17 protein-coding genes are annotated in these 19391 nt (G+C 71.4%); 6 read left to right on the top strand and 11 right to left on the bottom strand.

Translation table 11 applies throughout. The annotated features are described in order from the left end of the window. Both B056_RS42080 and B056_RS0123265 read left to right on the top strand, forming a co-directional pair. Positions 1-278 (top strand): IS30 family transposase (locus B056_RS42080; RefSeq protein WP_018504262.1); only part of this gene is annotated, 278 nt, incomplete at its 5' end. A gap of 422 nt (positions 279-700) precedes the next feature. Beyond that, positions 701-1990: an HNH endonuclease signature motif containing protein gene (locus tag B056_RS0123265; protein WP_018504261.1), complete on the top strand. Its 1290-nt coding sequence runs from the start codon at positions 701-703 to the stop codon at positions 1988-1990. Positions 1991-2176: 186 nt separating this feature from the next. On the opposite strand, the gene B056_RS0123260 is transcribed toward B056_RS0123265, so the two are convergent. Continuing rightward, positions 2177-3589 (bottom strand): 8-oxoguanine deaminase, encoded by a 1413-nt coding sequence (locus B056_RS0123260; protein WP_018504260.1) that lies wholly within the window; start codon positions 3587-3589, stop codon positions 2177-2179. A gap of 242 nt (positions 3590-3831) precedes the next feature. Between B056_RS0123260 and B056_RS0123255 the strand changes: the two genes are divergently transcribed. Further along, complete coding sequence (locus B056_RS0123255; protein ID WP_051105721.1) at positions 3832-4755, top strand: TrmH family RNA methyltransferase; 924 nt, start codon at positions 3832-3834, stop codon at positions 4753-4755. Between the two features lie 7 nt (positions 4756-4762). On the opposite strand, the gene B056_RS0123250 is transcribed toward B056_RS0123255, so the two are convergent. Beyond that, positions 4763-5137 (bottom strand): DUF2752 domain-containing protein, encoded by a 375-nt coding sequence (locus B056_RS0123250; protein WP_026240049.1) that lies wholly within the window; start codon positions 5135-5137, stop codon positions 4763-4765. 364 nt (positions 5138-5501) lie between these two features. Here B056_RS0123250 and speB point away from each other — a divergent pair, with 364 nt between their 5' ends. After that, a complete protein-coding gene (gene speB, locus B056_RS0123245) occupies positions 5502-6677 on the top strand; it encodes an agmatinase (RefSeq protein ID WP_230203142.1) in 1176 nt (391 codons plus the stop codon). Between the two features lie 67 nt (positions 6678-6744). On the opposite strand, the gene B056_RS0123240 is transcribed toward speB, so the two are convergent. Beyond that, entirely contained in the window at positions 6745-7398 is a 654-nt protein-coding gene (locus tag B056_RS0123240) for an ABC transporter ATP-binding protein (RefSeq protein WP_230203141.1), read from the bottom strand. A gap of 325 nt (positions 7399-7723) precedes the next feature. After that, on the bottom strand, positions 7724-8197 hold the full coding sequence (locus B056_RS0123235; protein ID WP_018504255.1) for a hypothetical protein: 474 nt from the start codon (positions 8195-8197) through the stop codon (positions 7724-7726). A 229-nt stretch (positions 8198-8426) separates the two neighbouring features. On the opposite strand from B056_RS0123235, the gene B056_RS0123230 reads away from it, so the two are divergent. Continuing rightward, positions 8427-9635, top strand: coding sequence for a hypothetical protein (locus B056_RS0123230; RefSeq protein ID WP_026240047.1), 1209 nt, complete (start codon positions 8427-8429; stop codon positions 9633-9635). A gap of 114 nt (positions 9636-9749) precedes the next feature. After that, positions 9750-11093 (top strand): ABC transporter substrate-binding protein, encoded by a 1344-nt coding sequence (locus B056_RS0123225; RefSeq protein WP_026240046.1) that lies wholly within the window; start codon positions 9750-9752, stop codon positions 11091-11093. 99 nt (positions 11094-11192) lie between these two features. Here the strand turns inward: B056_RS0123225 and B056_RS0123220 are convergent, their stop codons facing one another. From B056_RS0123220 to B056_RS0123190, 7 genes are all read right to left on the bottom strand, one after another. Beyond that, positions 11193-11885, bottom strand: coding sequence for an ABC transporter ATP-binding protein (locus tag B056_RS0123220; RefSeq protein ID WP_154677198.1), 693 nt, complete (start codon positions 11883-11885; stop codon positions 11193-11195). 241 nt (positions 11886-12126) lie between these two features. After that, positions 12127-12993, bottom strand: coding sequence for an ABC transporter ATP-binding protein (locus B056_RS0123215; protein ID WP_018504251.1), 867 nt, complete (start codon positions 12991-12993; stop codon positions 12127-12129). Further along, positions 12990-15212 carry an ABC transporter permease gene (locus B056_RS0123210; RefSeq protein WP_018504250.1) on the bottom strand — a complete coding sequence of 741 codons (2223 nt, stop codon included), beginning with the start codon at positions 15210-15212 and terminating at the stop codon, positions 12990-12992. Before B056_RS0123210 ends, B056_RS0123215 begins: the two co-directional genes overlap by 4 nt. A gap of 99 nt (positions 15213-15311) precedes the next feature. Beyond that, the gene (locus B056_RS0123205) at positions 15312-15749 is read right to left on the bottom strand and encodes a hypothetical protein (RefSeq protein WP_018504249.1); all 438 of its coding nucleotides are present in this window, start codon (positions 15747-15749) and stop codon (positions 15312-15314) included. Between the two features lie 434 nt (positions 15750-16183). Then, positions 16184-16576: a hypothetical protein gene (locus tag B056_RS0123200; protein ID WP_018504248.1), complete on the bottom strand. Its 393-nt coding sequence runs from the start codon at positions 16574-16576 to the stop codon at positions 16184-16186. A 260-nt stretch (positions 16577-16836) separates the two neighbouring features. Beyond that, entirely contained in the window at positions 16837-17826 is a 990-nt protein-coding gene (locus B056_RS0123195; RefSeq protein ID WP_018504247.1) for an NAD-dependent epimerase/dehydratase family protein, read from the bottom strand. 10 nt (positions 17827-17836) lie between these two features. Further along, positions 17837-19309 (bottom strand): helix-turn-helix domain-containing protein, encoded by a 1473-nt coding sequence (locus tag B056_RS0123190; protein WP_018504246.1) that lies wholly within the window; start codon positions 19307-19309, stop codon positions 17837-17839. Positions 19310-19391: the final 82 nt, after the last annotated feature.

The following is a 19391-nucleotide window of genomic DNA, read 5'->3' as shown; positions in this document are numbered from 1 at the left end:
ACCAGGGCACCGAGATGGCCGAGCACGCCCGATTCACCGTCACGACCGGTATCCCTGTCTACTTCTGCGACCCGCATTCACCATGGCAGCGTGGGAGCAACGAGAATACCAACGGGCTGCTCCGCCAGTATTTCCCTAAGGGCACCGACCTGTCGGATCACACACAGGCGGAACTCGACCGTGTCGCCGACCTGTTGAATCGCCGCCCGCGTCAGACCCTGGACTGGGATACACCCGCCGAAAGACTCAATCACCTGCTACTCTCGCAGAGCGGTTGATGCACTGACGGGTTGAGCTCGCCGACGACTGGATCACCCGGCGATGGGTGCCATTTAGGATTGAGCTGTTCGTGTTCCGGATCCGACGGTCCGAGGCTGACCTGCCAGCAATTTTTCCAATTTGCAAAATTAATTTAAATAAGGTTTATGATTGCGTGGTAGCGCGCTGATTATAGGCTGCCGGGATCGCTGCCGCTGTCGTCTGGCGTGTGTGTGGATGGCGTTGACTGTGGGCGAGTCGAGTGGTGGTTGTCCGGTGGGAGCACTTTACCCGCTCTCGTGCTCGATGTGTCGTGGATTTTGAGGGGGAGGGTGAATGTGGACGCGATGTGGTCTCCTCGAGCCCACCCTTGTCTGGAGTGACACCCAGCCCTTATTGTCGAACGTATGTTCGAAGTAAAAATGAGGTGGGTGTCTGTGTCATGAATGCCGCAAAGAGCGTGGAGGGTGACGCGGTCGTCCCGAGCCCTGGTGAGCTCTTGGAAAAGGAGGCGGCAGTCGAGGTGCGGGCGCTGCTTTTGGAGATTGGTGCGGCGGTGAGGTCGATAGCGGCGGGGAACGCCGACCTGCTGCGGTTGCTGGCACGGTTTGCTGAGCTGCGGCCACCGGAAGCCGGCCGGGATGAGCCGTTCGAGGAGTTCGCCGCGGAGGATGTCGCGGCGGTGCTGGGTGTGTCCCCGCGGTCCGCCGCTGGTCAGTTGCTGTTCGCCTGCACGGTGACACGTCGTCTGCCGCACGCGCTGAAGGCGTTGCACTCCGGCGTGCTGGATGTGCAGCGCTTGCGGTCGTTGGAGAACGCGGTGCGCCCGTTGGGCGCCGAGCTCGCGGCGCGGGTTGAGGAGCGGGTGCTGGCGGGTGGGGCGCGGGTGAACCGGGGGGCGTTCACGGACGCGTGCCGTCGTGCCGTGCACCGGCTGGATCCGGCGGGGGCGGCGGAGCGGGCGCGGGCACGAAGGAAGGAACGGCGGGTGTGGGTGTCCGCGGGTGAGGACGGGGTCAGCGCCCTGTCGGCGGTGCTGCCTGCGGAGGAGGCGACCGCCTGCTACCAGCGGGTCGACCGGATCGCGCAGGGGATCGCCGCGGATCGTGTGGCCAGGGGCGGCCGTAGCCGTGATGAGATCCGCGCGGACGTCCTCGTCGATCTGCTCTGCGGTCGCGCCGAGCACGCCGCGCCGCTCGCCTGCGAGGTGCAGGTGGTGGTGCCGGTGACGGTACTGCTGGGCCTGGCGGAGGATCCTGGGGAGATTCTCGGATACGGTCCGGTTCCCGCCGAGGTGGCTCGGGAGATGGCCGCACGACCGGGGTCGACGTGGCGACGGATCCTCACCGGCCAGAGGGGGGCGCTGGTGGAGGTCGCGGATCGGCGGTTGCCGACCGCGGCGCAGGCCCGCCATGTGCGGGCACGAAACCGCAGCTGTGTTTTTCCGGGGTGTGTGCGTTCGTCGCGGTGGGCCGATATCGACCATACGGTTGCACATTCCGCCGGTGGGTCGACGCTCACGCGGAACCTCGGACCGATGTGCCGCAAACATCATCGCATGAAGCATTCCCTGAATTGGCGGGTGACGCAGCCGGAGGAAGGAGCCTTCGTCTGGGAGGGTCCGTTCGGTGCGATGCCGCGCACCCACCCGAATTCATATATCGAACCGCGGAACAAGTCCGGTGCGATGGGAGTGAGTGGCGATGCGTCGAACGAGACCGCCTCGGGATAGAATGTCTCGCACGACAGGAAGACGTCTTCCTTGGGCCATCCCCGCGTACGTCAACACCCGAAATAAGATTCGGACCCGGGTCGCAATTTTCCTTGTCGGGTGCGGTGTACCTGGGCCCGTCTCAAGGGGCGACACCTTCGGCGTTGGCGCGTCGAGGGGTCGTCCCCGGACCGGAGACGTGCAACGCTATTTCGTCGATCCGGCACTGCCGCCTGCATTGACGGGAACGGTCGGGTCGATGCCGGCATCGTCGAACGCCGCCTGGATGCCGCCGGCGATCCGGCGGTGCCGGACGAGCATCTCGTCGAGATCGGGATGGGTCGGCACTCCGTTCTCCACCACGAGCCTGCCGGCCACGATCGTGTGCCGGGCCGCGGTGGGCCCGCAGCGCAGCCAGGCGTCGATCGGGTCGGAGAGAGCTCCCGCGTACGCGATCCCGTCCAACGGCCAGACGACGAGGTCGCCGACAGACCCGACGGAGAGTTCGCCGATTTCACCGGTCCGGCCTAGACAGCCCGCGCCACCCCGGGTGGCGATCTCCAGTGCGTCCCGGGCGGACATCGCCGCGGCTCCGTGTCGCAGCCGACCCAGCAGCATGGCGGTCCGAGCCTCCAGCCACAGCGAGGCCGAATCGGCGGATGACGACCCGTCGCAGCCCAGGCCGACCGGGACGCCGGCCGAACGGAGCTCCGCCACGGGCGCGAGGCCGCCGCCGAGGATCATGTTGCTGCTCGGGCAGTGGGCCACCCCGGTGCCCCACCGGCCGAGCCGCTTGATCTCCTCCTCGTCGGGGCAGATGCAGTGCGCGACCCACGCCCGGTCGCCGCCCCAGCCGACCTCCTCGAACTGGTCGATCGGGCGCCGTCCGAACACCGCCAGGCAGTAGTCGTCCTCTTCTGGGTCCTCGGCCAGATGCGTGTGCAGCCGGACGTCCAGGGACTCGGCCAGTTCCGCGGTGGCCCGCATGAGCTCCGGACTGACAGAGAACGGCGAGCAGGGTGCCAGCGCGATCCGAATCATCGCGCCGTAGGACGGGTCGTGATGCTGGGCCACGAGACGGGCGGAGTCGGAGAGGATCTCATCCGCGTCCTGGACGACCGAGTCAGGAGGGAGCCCACCGTCCTTGACCGAAAGTGACATCGAGCCGCGGGTCGGGTGGAACCGCATGCCCAGCGTCCGTGCCGCGGCGACCTCGGCGGAGATGAGATCGCCGCCGCCGCGCGGGTGTACGTACAGATGGTCGGTCGATGTGGTGCAGCCGCCGAGCGCCAGTTCGGTCAGGCCCACGTAGGCGGAGGTGTGGACCGCTTCCTCGTCCAGCCGTGACCAGAGTGGATAGAGCGTCGTCAGCCAGGTGAAGAGGGTGCCGCCGAGCGCCGGAGCGAAGGAACGGGTGAGGTTCTGGTAGATGTGATGATGTGTGTTCACCAGGCCCGGCGTTATGAGACAGCCGTCGGCACGCAGGACTCGGGTCGCGGCCGGGGGTGGGTCGGACTGGCCGCCGAGCGCACTGACCAGGCCGTCGGTGATCGCTATCCAGCCGCCCGGGATCTCCCGGCGGTCGGCGTCCACGGTGGCGACAAGCTCCGCGCCGACCACCAGGAGGTCGGCGGGACGATGACCCGGGCGTTGCCCCGCTGGTGCGGCACCGGGTGCGGCCGTGTGGCCGGACCGGGCTGGGCTTTCCGGGCTGCCTGGGCCACCTGGGCTGCTGGTCACGGAGCCGGATGCGGTCATGGGCGCTGATTGTGCTGTTCCGGCGTTACACACGGATGACATGTGGGGCGGGTGGCGTGTTGGACAGGTCCGGCGTGCTTGAGGAGCGCGAGCGGCGGATCGTGATGATCGACGACCCCGCCGATCCGCGTGTCGCGGACTATGTGGCGCTGACCGACGTGGCGCTGCGCCGGCGGCGTGAACCCGCGGAGGGGTTGTTCATCGCGGAGGGCGAGAGGGTGATCGACCGCGCGCTGCGTGCGGGCTACCGGCCCCGCTCGGTTCTGGTCTCGCCGGCACGGCTCGGGGGAGTTCCGGAACGCTTCTGGTCGACGCCGGGGCTCGGCGGGCACGAGGGGCAAGAGGGGCTTGGCGGGCAAGAGGGGCATGTCGGGTACGAAAGGCATGCCGGGCACGTCGGACGCGAGGGGGACGGCGGTCGTGATGAGCGGTCGGGCCGGCATGACGCGCCGGTCTACGTCGCGGGGCCAGCCCTGCTCGCCGAGATCACCGGCTTTGAGGTGCACCGGGGTGCGCTGGCGTCGATGTGCCGTCGTCCGCTGCTCGACCCGGTGGAACTGCTTCGCGTCGCGAGGCGGGTACTGGTCTGCGAGGACCTGGTCAGCCACACCAACCTCGGCGCGATCTTCCGATCAGCGGCGGGGCTCGGTATGGACGCCGTCCTGTTGAGCCCACGGTGCGCGGATCCGCTCTACCGGCGCTCGGTACGGGTGTCGATGGGAGAGGTCTTCGCGGTTCCCTACGCCCGACTTGATCCCTGGCCGGGGGCGTTGTCCCTGCTCGGTGCGGCCGGGTTCGAGGTACTCGCGCTGACGCCCGCGCCTGACGCTGACGAACTGACGGTCGCCATGGTCGATCCTGATGATCGCGTCGCCCTGCTGCTGGGGACGGAGGGTCAGGGGCTGACCGGCGAGGTCCTGGCCACGGCGACCCGGCGGGTGCGGATACCGATGGCCCACGGCGTGGATTCGCTGAATGTGGCGGCGACGGCGGCGATCGCCTGTTACGTGCTGGGCGTTCGCTCCTGACGACCACTCAGGCCGGTGACGCCAGCCAGCTTCCCACCGGCCCGGGAAGATTCCTGGCGACCCAGAAGACGGCGATCAACGTGGGCAGCAAGGGCAGCAGGCGGGCTGGGAGCATGGGAACCCGGCGGCGCCATCCCGCGCACCGTGCCATCGCGATCAGCCAGCCGAGGACGAGGCCCGGCACGGCGAGGACGAGAAACAGGTTGTGGTCGGCAGCGACGAGCGGATGGCCGTGCAGGAGCTGGTGCAGTCCGCGCAGGCTGCCACAACCCGGGCAGTCCCAGGTTGTGAGGGCCCGGAACGGGCAGCTCGGATAGTGGCCCGGCTCGGCCGGGTCGACCAGGTACACGCGGACACAGACGACGACCGCCAGCGCGCCCACGGCGCTGAACCCCGCCAGCCGTGCCCGCGGTGACCGGTTCAGGTGCGGCGCGAAGAGCCGTCCGGGTCGGTGCGGGCGGCCAACCGCGGGAGGCGGTTCGGACCGAGCCGCGCGGGTTCCCACGAGTGCAGCGTAGACGAGGAGAAACTTCTCCAACGTGCTGTCGCCGGCCGTCGCGGCGGCCCGGTCGAGGTCCGCGGAGGATGCTGGAGTCGGGATGCCGCACTGGTGGCGGAGCGTGGCGGCGACCTGGTGACCGTGGCGGCGACCTGGTGAGCGTGACGGCGGCTCGGCGACCGTGACGGCGGCTTGGCGAGTGCGGCGGCGGAGCGGACGAGTGCGGCAGCGGAGCGGAGTGACGTGCATGGCAGGGGCTGGAGATCGGGACGCGGCACGTGAGCAGGCGGGCGCCGGTCCGGTGCCCCCGTACGCGGGGCGGGCCGCGGGCGCGGACGATCCCGGCGGGGACGCCCCGGGCTACGCCGGCCTGGCGACCTTCGCCGGTCTGCCCTGGCTGCCGGGACTCGAGGATCTGCGGGCACGCCAGCCCGACGTCGCCGTGGTCGGGGCCCCGTTCGACATCGCGACCACGCACCGGCCGGGTGCGCGTTTCGGCCCGCGGGCGCTGCGCGCTCAGGCGTACAACCCCGGTACCTATCATCTTGATCTCGGTATCGAGATCTTCGACTGGCTCGACGTCGTCGACGCGGGGGACGCGCACTGCCCGCACGGGCTGACCGAGGTCTCACACCGCAACATCCGGGCGAAGGTCGGCGATATCGCGCGGCTCGACGTCATCCCGGTGATCATCGGAGGTGACCACTCGATCACCTGGCCGGCGGCGAGCGGGGTGGCCGAGGCGGTGGGCTGGGGCGAGGTCGGCCTGCTGCACTTCGACGCGCACGCCGACACAGCCGACATCATCGACGGGAACCTGGCCTCGCATGGGACGCCCATGCGGCGGCTCATCGAGTCGGGGGCGGTGCGCGGGCGCAACTTCGTCCAGGTGGGGCTGCGCGGGTACTGGCCTCCGCCGGACGTGTTCGCGTGGATGCGTGAGCAGGGCATGCGCTGGCATCTGATGCACGAGATCTGGGAGCGGGGGAGCCGTGAGGTGGTCGCCGAGGCGATCGCGCAGGCGGTGGACGGCTGCCGCGCGCTCTACCTCTCGGTCGACATCGACGTCCTCGACCCGGGGTTCGCGCCTGGGACGGGAACTCCCGAGCCGGGCGGTATGAACCCGGCCGACCTGCTGCGGGCGGTGAGGCAGATCGCGCTGGACACGCCGATCGTCGCCGCGGACATCGTCGAGGTCTCGCCCCCGTACGACCACGCGGAGACAACGGTTAACAGCGCGCACCGGGTCGCGATGGAGATCTTCGCGGCGCTCGCGCATCGCCGCCGTAGCGCGGCCGGTGGCACGGCCGGCCTGCCCGCGGGGCTCGCGGAGCCGCCGCGGGAGGTGCGACCCCTGGAAGCGCGCTCCCGGGATGTCCAGCCCCGGGATGTCCAGTCGCCGGAGGTCCAGGAACCCGGGTAGGTCCGCCGGGAGGCGGAGGCGGACGTCGAGCTCAGGCGGGGTCGAGCTCAGGCGGGTGTTGTCGAGTTCAGGCGGCTGTCGGCTCCTGATGGAGCTCGCCGGCCGTGCCCACCTGGAGGATCCGTCCGCCGCTCAGCACGGCCAGCCGGTCGGCCAGCGCCAGGGCCTCCTCCCGGTCGACGGTGGCGTGCAGCACGGTCACCCCGACCTGCCGCTGCAAGGCCTTGAGTTCGTCACGTAGCGCGCGGCGCAGCCGCTCGTCCTGGGCACCGAGGGGATCGTCGAGCAGCAGCACCCTGGGACGCAGCACGAGCGCCCGGGCCAGTACGACCCGTTGCTGCTGCACGGCGGAGAGCTGTGGCGGGCGGCGGCGGGCGTACTCCGACATCTGGACGACGGCGAGGGCGGAGCGGACCCGCGCCGAGGTCTCGGCCCGGCCCGGCATGGTCACGCCCCGCGCGTGCCGCAGGCCGAAGGCGACGTTCGCGGCCACGTCGAGGAAGGGGAAGAGGGCGTACCCGCCGAAGACCGCGCTGACGGGGCGGCGATGGGCCGGCAGCGCGGCGAGGTCCTCGCCGTCGAGGTGGACGTGCCCGGACGACGGCGTGTCCAGCCCCGCGATCAGCCGGAGTGCCGTGGTCTTGCCGGATCCGGACGGACCGAGAAGGCAGAAGTACTCGCCCGCCCGGACCGTCAGATCGACGCCGTCAACGGCAGCCACATCCCCGAACTGTCGGCTCAGCCCGACCATTTCGATCTGTCCGCCCCGACGACCGCTGTCCGCCATGCTCACCCCCAGATCTCCCGGCCCGCCGTGGTGCGTACCGGGCGGGAACGACAGTCTCACCCCGGCGTCGGATGCGACCGGCCGCCCCGCAATCCGCGGGATGTCGAGCGTCTGCGGATGGAGTGCCGTTGGGCGGGAGGTGATTGATCGGCGGGTGATGCGGCGCGGGAACGTCCACCGGGTGACGAGTTCGGGAACATCCGGGCGGTATCGGCGTGGGAAGGGCCGTCCCGGAACGACGACGCGGTATCGCCCGGGCTCAGGAACGTGGATCGAGGTGGAGCGCGTCCTCTTCGGCGGTGCGCCGCCACGCCTCGTGGTCGGTCGGCGTGCGTGCGCGGTGGGCGCCGTCGGTGCTCTCCACGACCTGATCGAGCTCCGAGTCGTCGTACTCGGAATCGCCGGACGGCCCGTCGGGGTAGATATCGGGACCGTCCGTCGAGCCGGAGCCGTTCCTTTCAGCCTCGGCGTAGGGATCCGGGTCCGGGATCTCGGCCGCGAGCTGCCGGTCGAACGACGAGGAGCGTTCTTCGCGCGGAGTGATCGGATTGCTGATCAGCCCACTCGGCCGGTCCGGCGGATCCCAGCTGTCATCGAGGGGATCGAGGCCGGCGTCGGTGGATCCGAGATCGTCGCTGTCGGTGATCTCAGCGCGTTCCAGTGGGCCGTTGCCGTCCATGGGATCGCGGACGTCCCGGTCGAGCTGTTCGGGGTCCGAGGCGGGCCATGTCATCGCTGCCTCCTGTTCCGGCGTGAACGGCCGAGTTGTTCCGTGAACGGCTGCCCGGTGAAGGGCTGCTCCTGAAGGGCGGAGCGTAGGTGGCCGGTCGCCACCCGCACCGTCTCTGACCATGGCCCTTCCCGGGAGCGAGTGGGCTAACCGGGTCATCCGACGAGTAGCCCGGTCGGTCTTCGACCCCCGCTGACGGAAGCCGCGGCAATACCGTATAGCGTCCCCAAATGTGGCTACTGTTGCTGAGCGGATTCTCGGGCAGCTCGCGTGCATTCCCGACGGTCTGGACGACGGCAGTCTGGCCGCGGCGATCAGTGCCAATCGCGCAACGGTGAACCAGGTGTGCCGCCGGCTCGCCGCGCAGGGCCGGTTGGACCGATCGCCGGGTCCTGGCGGGCTGATCGTCAATCGTCTCGTGGACGTCCCCGAGAATGCCGCGACACCTGAGCGAACCGGCCCTCCCGGGCCGGTCGCCGTCGCCGCCCCCGAGGCGGAACCGGCGGTGTCCGCCGAGCCAGCGGAACCGGTGACTCCCGCTGACCTGGCGCCGGCTGAAGCCAGGGCGGTCGACGCCGACGGGACCGCCCCGCACGAGGTGACCTCGGATCAGGCCGCCGGCGCCCTGGCCGAGGTGACCTCGGCCGAGGTGGCCCTGGTTGAGGTCGTCGAGGTCGCCGACGTCGCCGCGGCTGACGACGCTGCCGTCGAGGCGGAGGCCACGGACCTGGCTGAGACGGACCTGGCTGAAGTGGTCGTGGCGGTGGTGACCGTACCCGTGGTGGTCGACGAGCCCGCGCCGGTCGTCGAGGTCACCGAGCCGGTGGTCGTCCGTCCCGACGTGCCTGTGACGCCGGTCGCCGCCGACCCGTCCGAGGCAGGGGAGCCGGACAGCGTGAGCGATCCGGACAGCGCGAGCGGGCCGGCTGGCCTGGACGGTTCCGCCGACCAGGTCGCGGCGGATGTCGCGGCGGCCCGGGACGAGGACCCTGTCGCGGCGCTGAGCAAGGCGATGGCGGCGCTTGACGAGGCGGTCGCGGCGATCACCAGCGTGGCGGCCGCCGCGGTGCCGGCGCCACGTGCCGCCCAGTCGGAATCCGATGCTCTCGCGCTCGCCACACCGTCCACCGGAGACGCCCAGGCCACAGCGCCGCGGACCGATCGTCCGCGGAACGAGCTGGCGGCGGTGCCAGGTTTTGCCGCCTCGGACGCGACCGCGCCCGACCGGTCCGCGCCCACCGTCGAAGAGCCCACCGTCGAAGAGCCCGCAGTGGCCGAGCCCGCGGCGGACGATCCGTCGTCCGGCGCGGATTCAGCGGCCAAGGATTCGGCGGCCGAAGATCCGGCGGCCGAGGCCGGCCTGACTGCGGAGGCCGGCCCGACCGCGCCCGCGGTTCGGCGAACCTGGTGGCGCCGGCTGTTCGTGCGCGGCGCCGGATGACGAGCAATTAGCCGTCAGTAGCGACATGCTCACTGTCGGTAGCCTGACGTGCGGGGGTCGCGCGGAGCTCGTCGCGTGCGAGCGTCATCCACCAATCATGAGGAGTGCATGTTCATGCGAGCGAGATCGCTCGTCGCTGCCGTCGTGCTGTCGTCGTTGGCGCTCGTCGCCTGCGGTAGTCGCGCGAGTGATTCCGGTTCGTCCGACAACACGCCGACCGGTGGCACGTCGACCAACACCGCATCCGACACCGGGGTGTCGCCGACCGAGGTCAAGGTGGGTGTCATCGCGGGGCTGAGTAGCGGCCTCGGCCCGGACACGTTCTCCGCCTCGCTCTACGGCGCGACCGCCTACTTCGAGGCGCTCAACGCTCGCGGCGGGATCAACGGTCGCAAGGTCGACGTCGTCGACTGCGACGACAAGGGCTCCGGTGACGGCAACGTCGCCTGTGTGCGCAAGCTGATCGACGACGACGAGGTGTTCGCACTCGCCGGGGTGACGGCCTTCGACTACGCCGGCGCCCAGTACGTGAACTCGAAGGGTGTGCCGGACATCGGCGGCCAGCCGGTGTCGGCGGCGTACGACCAGTACCCGCACCTGTACTCGATCTACGGCAGCTACTACCCGCGGGACGGCCACCGGCCGGGCTTCGATGGGACGCTGTACGCGGGCACCGAGAACTACCGCTGGTTCAAGGAGAAGCTCGGCGCCCGGGTGGCCGGTGTCGTCTACTACAACGTCGCCCCGTCACAGCGCTACGCGACCTCGATCGCTGACGGCCTGCGTGCCGAGGGCTACGAGGTCATCGAGGAGCAGATCAACCTCGGCGCGCCGAACTGGGACGCCGCCGTGCAGGACATGAAGCGGCGCGGCGCCCAGGTCGTCTTCGACGCGATGGACGACGGCGGCAACGGCCAGCTCTGCCAGGCGATGCAGCGCCAGGACCTGACCGTGCAGGCGAAGGTGACCACCGCGCAGGGCATGGCGGGCAACATCGCGCAGATCTACGCGAACTCGCCGCAGTGCCGGAACACCATCTTCGCGACCAGCACGTCGGCGACCTTCTCCGACGAGTCGATCCCCGCGGTCAAGGCGTTCCGGGACGCGGTGGCGGCGCACGTGCCGGCGGACCGCGTCGCGAAGATGAACCAGTGGATGCTCGAGGGCTACGCCTCGGCGCAGTGGCTGGGCGACGCGATGGAGTCCTGCGGGGCGGACCTGACCCGTGCTTGCGTCGAGAAGTTCATGAACCGCTCCGAGCCCTACGACGGTGACGGGCTGCTCATCCCGCGCGGCTTCAGCAAGCTGGCCCAGGCGCCGGCGGAGTCGAAGAACTGCGTGAACGTCGCCCGCTGGCAGGATTCGGCGAACGGCGGCAAGGGCGGTTGGGTCACCCAGAGCGGTGCTCTGAACAGCACCTGCTTCACGGTGCGCAACCTGCCGTACCCGGCGGCCTGACGCCGGCCGGGGCCGTCCGGAAGCACTCCGGACGGCCCCGGACCCGCACCCGGAGAGCCGGCAGGACCGGCAGAGCCGGCAGGCAGGGTCAGAAGAGGATCAGGCGCCGGCGGCGAGCAGTTCGCTCGCGCCGAGCTCCGCCGGTGTGCCGGCGAAGGTGACCTCACCACGGTGCAGCACGTACACCATGTCGGCGAGGGCGAGCGCCTCCTCGGTGTACTGGTCGGCCAGGATCACGGTGGTACCGGCGTCGGCGACCGTGCCCAGCCAGGCGAACAGCTCGCTGGCGACCTTCGGGGACAGGCCGAGCGAGAGCTCGTCCACCATGAGCACGGACGGGCGCGCCAGCAGGGCGCGGGCCAGCGCCAGCATCCGGCGCTCACCGCCCGACATCGATCCGGCCCGCTGGCCCAGCCGCTCCCGTAGCCGGGGGAAGGCGTCCAGGGCGGGCGAGATGTCCGGGTTCCCACTCGCCTCGGCGATGATCTGCAGGTTGTCGCGGACGGACAGCGTCGCGAACACGGCACGCTCGTCCGGTACCAGCATCAGTCCGCGTCGCGCCCGGTTCACCGTGGTCATCTTCGTGATCTGCTCGTCACGCCAGGAGAGTGTGCCGCTGCGCAGGGGGATGAGCCCGGCGATGACCCGCAGGGTCGTGCTCTTGCCGGCGCCGTTCGCGCCGAGCAGCGCGGTCACCGCGCCCGAGGGGATCGCCATGGTGATGCCGTGCAGCACCTCGATGGTCCGGTATCCGGCCCGCGCGTTCTCCAGCCTCAGCTCGACGGCCGGCAGTTCACCCACGCCGACCTGCTCCTGCTGTCCGGTGTCGGCGGCCGGGCCGGCCTGCGGGCCGGACCGCGGGTCGCGCTGCTCGGGCGGACCGGCGAGCCCGGATGAGCCGCCGGGCTCGAATGAGCTGGCGGGCTCGAACCGGCCGCCGCCGCCAGGCTGCCCGTGCTGCCCATACCGGTCGGGGTCGCTGTGGGAGGTCACCGGTTCTCCAGGAGGGCGCGGTAGAGGTGCGGCGGGCGGATCATCGCCCGGCCGGGGACATGGCCTGGGAGCTGGCCTCGGGCGAACCGGCCGCCGACGGGCCGGCCGCGGTGACACCGGGGCCGAGGGAGGTCGTGGCCTGCGAGGTCAGTGGTCCCTGCGCCAGGTACACCGAGCGGACGGTCGGATCGGCACGCACCGCCTCGGGCGCGCCCTCGGCGACCACGCGGCCGCCGACCATCGCGTAGACCCGGTCGACGACGCGGAACACCAGGTCCACGTCGTGGTCGACGAGCAGGATCGCCACACCGTCGTCGGCGATCCGGCGGACCAGTACCGACAGCTTCTCGGTCTCGGCGGCGTCGAGCCCGCTCGCCGGCTCGTCCAGCAGCAGCACGTCGGGACGGGCGCACAGCGCGCGGGCGAACTCGACGAGCCGCAGCGCCCCGGTGGGCAGGGTCCCGGCGACGGTGCCGCGGATGTCCTCGAGGCCGAGCGAGCCCAGGACCTCCTCGACGATCCCGAGCGACTTCTCCCGGCCGCGCGAGCCCATCCCGAGCAGGCCGCCCGCGTAGTCACGGCGTCGGTTCTCCGCGGCGACGAGGAGGTTGTCGGCGACGGTGAGGCTCGGGAACAGTGACGGCACCTGGAAGGTCTGCACCAGGCCACGCCGGGAGCGGGCGTCCGGGCGCATTCTGGTGATGTCGCGCCGGCCGAGGTGCACCTTCCCCTCGTCGGGCTGCTCCACCCCGGTGAGCAGGCTGAACAGGGTGGACTTGCCGGCACCGTTCGGGCCGATCAGGCCGGTGACCTGGCCGCTGGGCACGTCCATGTCGACGTGCTCGACAGCGGTCAGGCCGCCGTAGCGGCGGACCAGGCCACGGGCCCGCAGATCGTCGCGGCTCATGACGCGCCTCTCTCGACCGGGTATCCGGGCAGGTGTGGTCGGTGTCCGACCAGCTCCCGGCCGTCTGTGGAGTCGTCCGCCGCCGGGCGGGCGCTCGGTAGCGCGTCCAGGCTCAGCCCGGTGCGGGCGGCATGCGTGGCGACCGCGCCCAGCAGCGCCGCGCCGAAGGCGGTCGGTGCCGGCGCGCCCGGTGGCAGCACGACCCGCGGCTCGCCGACGGCCGCCGCGCCGCCCGCGCCCGGGGCACCGGGCACGCCCACTCCGGCACCCGCGGCGAGGCGGGCGCTGGCCTGGTGGGTGGGCCGCGGCGCGGGGACGAACTCGTCGGCCAGCGTTCGGGCGACCAGCGCGAACCCGGCCCGGACCGCGGAGGCGAGGCCACCGGGCATCCAGCCCAGCGCGAGGGCGAGGATGCCGACCGCGAGGATCGACGAGCCGGCCGGGGCCAGCACGTCGATGGTGACGATGAACGCCGCGGCCATGATCGCGCCGGCGGCGCTGTCGGCACCGAAGACGATCACCGCGGTGAACCACAGCAGGCTCTGCAGCGGCGCGAAGTCGTCCGCGGCGAACGAGGAGGAGCTGAAGGTCAGCAGCCCGCCGCCGAGGCCGGCCACGACCGAGGAGACGGTGAACGCGAGCAGCTTGAGGTTGCGGACGTCCACCCCGACCGCCGCGGCGCCCTCGGTGTGGTCGCGGACGGCGAGCAGGGCCCGGCCGAGCCGTCCGTGGTGCAGGTTGCGCACGACCAGCAGGCCGATGCCCAGGCAGACCAGCTCGAAGATGTAGAAGGCCTCGTCGGTCAGCTGGGAGCCGAAGAACGTCAGCGGGTCGACGTACAGGCCGGTCGCGAAGGTCGGCTGCTCGAAGACGAAGCGGCTCACGACCGCGCCGACCGCGAAGGTGGTCAGCGCGAGGGTCAGCCCGCGCCGGCGGATCGCCGGCCACCCGGTGATCAGTCCGATCGGCGCGACCAGCAGCGCGCCGAGGAACATCGCCCACATGCCGGGGACGGCCGGCAGGCCGAACAGGTCGCCGTTGGCGAGCTTGAGGGTGAGCAGGGCGCCCAGCCCGGCGTAGCCGGCGACGCCGAGGGAGAGCTGGCCGCTGTAGCCGGTGAGGATCACCAGCGAGAGGAAGATCAGGGCCAGCGCGGGCACCATGAAGGCCGAGCGCAGGTCGGCCGGGGCGAAGGTCAGCGGGGCCAGCAGCAGCGCGGCGCCGCCGAGCTTGCCGAAGATGTCGCGCCGGGCGTCGTGCCGGCTGACCGGGCCGGACGGCGGCGCGCCGCGGCTGGAGAAGCTCCCGGTCGAGCCGGAGTCGCCGTTGCCGAGCTCGCGCAGCCTGGGCACCACGAGCAGCAGCACGAGCAGCGCGAAGATGAACAGGTTGGACTGCAGGACGATGAGGATCTGGCCGGCGTCGCCCTCGAGGGTGAACTGCTTGAGCTCGCTCTGCAGCACGGCGATGCCCAGCGCGGTCAGCACCGCCACCGGCATGCTCGACAGCCGGGCGGCGACGACGACGGCGAACGTCTCCAGGACGAGCAGCGTCAGCCCGTACGGGTTGAGCTGGAACCGGGGTGCCAGCAGGATGCCGGTGAGGCCGGCCATCGTGGTTCCCAGCGCCCATCCGGCGGCGGCGACCCGGTCGGCGGGCACACCGGAGAGCTCGGCGAGCTGGCGGTCGTCGACGACGGCCCGGATCTGGCGGCCGAACTTAGTCTTCGCCGCGATGAGCCCGAGCACGACGCAGAACACGACGACCATGGCCAGCTCGGCCAGGGCGTCGACACCGATGCGGGTGTCACCGAAGATCGTGACCGACTCGTTCGGGAAGATGCTCGGCGCGTCGCTGCGGGAGCCCAGGCCCCAGATGCCGGCGGTCATGCCGAGCGTGAGCACCAGGACACCGAGGCTCGCGACCAGCGACTCGGCGGCGGAGGCGCGCCGGCGGGCGAGCGGGCGGAACACCAGCCGTTCGAGGAGGAGCCCGATGCCGGGGGAGAGGACGCCGAGGGCGATCACCGCGGCCAGCCAGATCGGCAGGTCCCACTCGACGACCATCTCGCGGAACACGTACGCGACCAGGGTCGCGATGCCGCCCTGCGCGAGGTTGAGAACGCCGTTGGTGCGGTAGGTGACGAGCAGGCCGATGCCGGAGAGGGCCGCGATGGCCCCGATGGAGATGCCGGCGAGAGCAAGATCGATACTGGTCATCGGGTCACCCTGGGGAGGATGCCGACGGTGCCCATGCGGTGAGTGGCCACGGCGTGGGTGCCCATGGTGTTGGTGCCCATGGTGTCGCCCCGGGCCCGGTCAGTACCGCTGGCCGGGCGCGGCGGTGCTGACCTCGGTGGCGCCGGTGTGGTTCGACATGGCGGGCTGGCCGGGATAGCCACCCGCACCGGTGTGCTCCCCGCTCGCCGCTCCGCTGGCGGCGGCCGCGATGATCAGCGTGTGCAGGTCGTCGACCTGGCCGGCGAGCCGGTTCTGCGCGGCCTGCGTGGCGTCCACCCGGTCGGCGATCAGCAGGGCGCTGCCCACGAGGACGAGCGCGAGCCCGCCGAATCCACCGGACACGACGTACGGCAGCTGGTAGGCGACGTCGGTCTCCTTGGAGACTCCCAGGTAGCACCCCAGCAGGAGGACTCCGCCCGCCGCCGCGACCACCCACCCCCGCAGCGCTCGCACGACATCGACGACGAGGCGCGACGTAGGTCGCGCTCCGGCGGCGGCTGCGGTCTGCTCGTCCACTTCGTCTCCCCCAAGGAGCGTGTCGGCTGTGCCCGTCGCCGTGACGCGCCGCGGAGCACGTCCAGCGTGCCTCGCTGTGAATCCCCGACGACAGCCGCCAGATTAGTGCGCTGAGCTCACCAGGTGGAGTGTCAGGTTGGGCGAGGGCAGTTCCCGGCCAGGTGTTGGCGGGCACGCGGCATCCACGCGGATACCGCTCTGGGAGGATATGTCCCGCTTCAAACCGCCTTATCAAGGCCTACCAGCCCAGGGCCTGTCGGCAATCGGTCACCGTCCGTCCGGTGTTTTTTCCGGGCGGACGGCAACACATGCGTGACCGTTGGTGAAGATGGCCCCAAAGTGCCGGTCTCGGACCGGGCTGGCGTGAGGCCGCCGATCCGGTAAGCCGGTGGGTCGATGGGCCCGCGGACCAGGTGGGCCCGCGGACCGGTGCCTCAGCCGTCGCCGAGCCGGGCCTCGACCAGCCGGGTCTCGGGGAGATCGGCCTCGGCGAGCCCGCCGTCGGCGGGCTCGCTGGGCTGGCGCGGGATCGGCGGCGCGAACACCGGGGTGGTGGCGGTGGCCGCGGTGACGGCCACCGAGCACGGCCCCCCGGCGAGCAGGTCGCCGCTGAGCGCGCCGGCGCTGACCGGGCCGACGCCGAGCGGCTCGCAGCGGTCCGCCCACACCCGGCGCCGGCCGGTGGTCGCCCTGTCCTCGACCTGAAGCGGCGTGGGCACGCCGTTCAGCATCGCCTGCAGGTGCGCCCATTCGTGCGCCAGGTCCCAGGTCGCGAACGACCCGAGGTGCTCACCCTCGTAGTCGTAGACATGGAAGGGACGGCTCACCTGCTCCCCTCTCCGGCCGGGGACGGTCCGTAGCCCGGACCGTCCTCGCCCGCTCGCGGTCACGTAACTGCCTGCGCTGCGGCCGGTGCCTGAACAGGCATCGGACGGGCCTCGGCCGCAGTCATCGTGTCACGCCGGCCCGGAGCCGATCGGGCATACCGGCGAAAGCCCCGCCGGAAAATCGCCGACGGGCCGGCGTACACTCCGGTCCGCGACGATCGTGGTCACGGGACGATCGTGGTCACGGGACGATCGCGCCGTCACGAGACGATCGGGACGTCGCCACGGCGCGCCGCGACCGGCTCGGGCACCGCCGTCGAGTGCCAGGCGTCCGTGACGATCTTCTCGATGGTCGAGGACGGGGAGGTCCAGCCCAGGTCGGCCCGGATCCGGCGGCTGTCGGCGATGAGCGCCCGGGGCTCGGGCACCGGGGGCAGGGTCACCCGCGGCACGTCCCGGCCCGTCACGCTCTCCACCGTCCGCAGCACGTCGGTCACGCTCACGCCCAGGCCGCTGCCGACGTTGTAGACGGTGCAGCGGCCCGGCACGGTCGCCCGCAGCGCGGTCAGGTACGCCCGCGCCATGTCGACGACATGGACGTACTCGCGGATCGACGCGCCGTCCCCGTTCACCCGGAAGGCGTCGCGTCGGCCCGTGGCGACACCGAGCGCGGCCGGGATGATCCGGCTGCTGTCCCGGTCGGCGTGCGAGCCGACCGCCCCCGCCACGTTGAACGAGCGCAGTACGACGGCGCCCAGCCGCCCGGTGGCAGCCTGGTAGGCCACCGCCTGTTCGGCGGCCAGTTTCGAGGCGCCGTAGGGATTCGTCGGCGCGGGTGCGCGCGTCTCCGGGATCGGCGAGGTGCCGGTGTCCCCGTAGACGGCGCAGCTCGAGCCGAAGACGAACCGCGGGGCCACCCCGGTGGCCCGGGTGCCCGCGTCGAGGGCCGCCAGGAGATTGGTCGTGCCCGTGACGTTCGCCGCGAAGTACCGCAGCGGCGTCTCGCGGGACTCCCGCACCCTGGTCAGCGCGGCGAGGTGGCACACCCCGTCGAACCCGCGGCTGACGCCCGCCGCGGCGAGCTGGCGTGGTTCGAGCAGGTCGGCCTGGACCACCTCGATCATCCTCGACAGCCTCGTCCGGGCCGTCGCGTCCCGGACGAGCGCGGTCACCTGGTGGCCGGCGGCTGAGAGCAGGTCGGCGGTGACGCCGCCGACGAACCCGGACGCGCCGGTGACGAGGATGCGCACAGTGGCCTGATCAGACCGATGCCCGCGTGCGCAGCCCGGGCAGGAGGGTCTCCCGGTGGCGCCAGGCGAGTTCCAGGCAGGCGGCGGCGGAGGGAGCGAGCGGCTCGGTGTCGACGAGCCGGCGCAGGGAGGCCTGGGTGAACGGGATCCCCTCATGCGCCTGTCGGCCCGGCCCCGTCGAGACGACCGACCCCTCGGCGTTCGTCCGGACCATGTCGGCGAACAGAGTGTCGAACGTGTCGGCCTCCACGACCAGGACGGTGAGGATCTCGCCGAACAGCGTGAGCGCGTCAAGGCCCATGCCGAAGCAGAAGACCCGCAGCGTGCCCGCGCGGCGCGCCTGCTCGAAGGAGCGGAACGGCTCGTCGGTGTCGTAGTCGATCGGCCGGGACGAGCTGCCGTCGTGCTCGGCGTTGCCCAGCAGTTCCTCGCTGAGCTCGCGCATGACGTTGCGCCACAGGTCGAAGTCGGCCTCGTGGTGGAACGGGGTGATGCCGGACGGCTGGAACACCCCCGCGGGCAGCACGTGGTAGACCCCGCCCGCCGTCGCCACCGAGCCGGCGCTGCGCCGGTGCAGGACGAAGCTGGCGCTGCCCCGGTCGAGCCGGATCGTCAGGGTGTTGATGGAGGGCAGCGCGACCCGGCCGGCCAGGTCGAACGGGTCGCCGATGCGGCGCCGGAACGGCAGCGCGGGCCAGGCGAGCTCGCCGCCCATCATCGCCGCCGCGGTCTCGTGCGCCACGGTCTCGCAGACGTCGACGGCGTCGAAGTAGGTGGTGTGGCCGAAGGTGAGGGTAGGGGGGGCACCCTCGGCCTCGGCGACGTCCAGGAGCCGGAAGCTGAGCCGGTTCTCGAACAGGGTCGGCCGGTCGAGGTCGCGCATCGCCCGGGTGTAGCGCTGGTAGCGCGACTGCGCGCCGCCGTCGCCGACGAGCGGGCGGGTGGCGTCGGCCTCCGGCTCGGCCCCGGTGAGCGCCGGCTCGCTCGCCGACTGCTCCCAACGCAGGCCGATGTCGTTGATGTCCACCGGGCTGTCCCACACCCAGCCGGGACGGGCCAGCAGCCCGTTGCCGAGCCGGTAGGCCTCCGGGTAGAGCCGGGCCGCGGCACGGGCCAGGCTGATCCGGTGGTGGTTGAGGTGGTCCCGGGTCAGCCGCCAGGCGCGCTGGCTGCCGGCGACCTTCTCGACCGCGGAGCCGCGCGGTGGCTCACGACGCCGGTCGGCCAGACCGCCCGGGGCGAGTCCGACGTCCTCGGGTGACAGACCGAGGTTGCGTGCGATGTGGCGCAGCGTGGAGATGTCGTGGATCGCCCGCCGCCCGCTCTCGACCTTCGACACATAGGACTGGTCGAAGCCGAGGAGATCGGCGAGTTGCTGCTGGGTCAGGCCATGGGCCTGCCGATACGCCCGAAGCAGCGATCCAATTCCAACGCTTGTCGGAGTTGGTCGCGGTGGGGTCCACAGCCAGGTTTGTCCAGTCACCCGCTGTCCTCTCGTCCGGCGTCGGAGTAACGCGAAGTGAGCATAACGAGTCGGGCATCTAGGAGCGCACACACATAAATCG

The sequence above is a fragment of the Parafrankia discariae genome, from assembly GCF_000373365.1.
Classification (GTDB): domain Bacteria; phylum Actinomycetota; class Actinomycetes; order Frankiales; family Frankiaceae; genus Parafrankia; species Parafrankia discariae.
The sequence above is the reverse complement of the archived record's forward strand: the minus strand, read 5'-3'. Positions and strand labels throughout refer to the sequence as shown.

Excerpts from the sequence above, each read along its gene's own strand:
- B056_RS0123265 (WP_018504261.1), top strand. The coding sequence starts at position 701 with ATGAATGCCGCAAAGAGCGTGGAGGGTGACGCGGTCGTCCCGAGCCCT.
- B056_RS0123255 (WP_051105721.1), top strand. The coding sequence starts at position 3,832 with ATGATCGACGACCCCGCCGATCCGCGTGTCGCGGACTATGTGGCGCTG.
- speB (WP_230203142.1), top strand. The coding sequence starts at position 5,502 with ATGGCAGGGGCTGGAGATCGGGACGCGGCACGTGAGCAGGCGGGCGCC.
- B056_RS0123235 (WP_018504255.1), bottom strand. The coding sequence starts at position 8,197 with ATGACATGGCCCGCCTCGGACCCCGAACAGCTCGACCGGGACGTCCGC.
- B056_RS0123225 (WP_026240046.1), top strand. The coding sequence starts at position 9,750 with ATGCGAGCGAGATCGCTCGTCGCTGCCGTCGTGCTGTCGTCGTTGGCG.
- B056_RS0123215 (WP_018504251.1), bottom strand. The coding sequence starts at position 12,993 with ATGAGCCGCGACGATCTGCGGGCCCGTGGCCTGGTCCGCCGCTACGGC.
- B056_RS0123210 (WP_018504250.1), bottom strand. The coding sequence starts at position 15,212 with ATGACCAGTATCGATCTTGCTCTCGCCGGCATCTCCATCGGGGCCATC.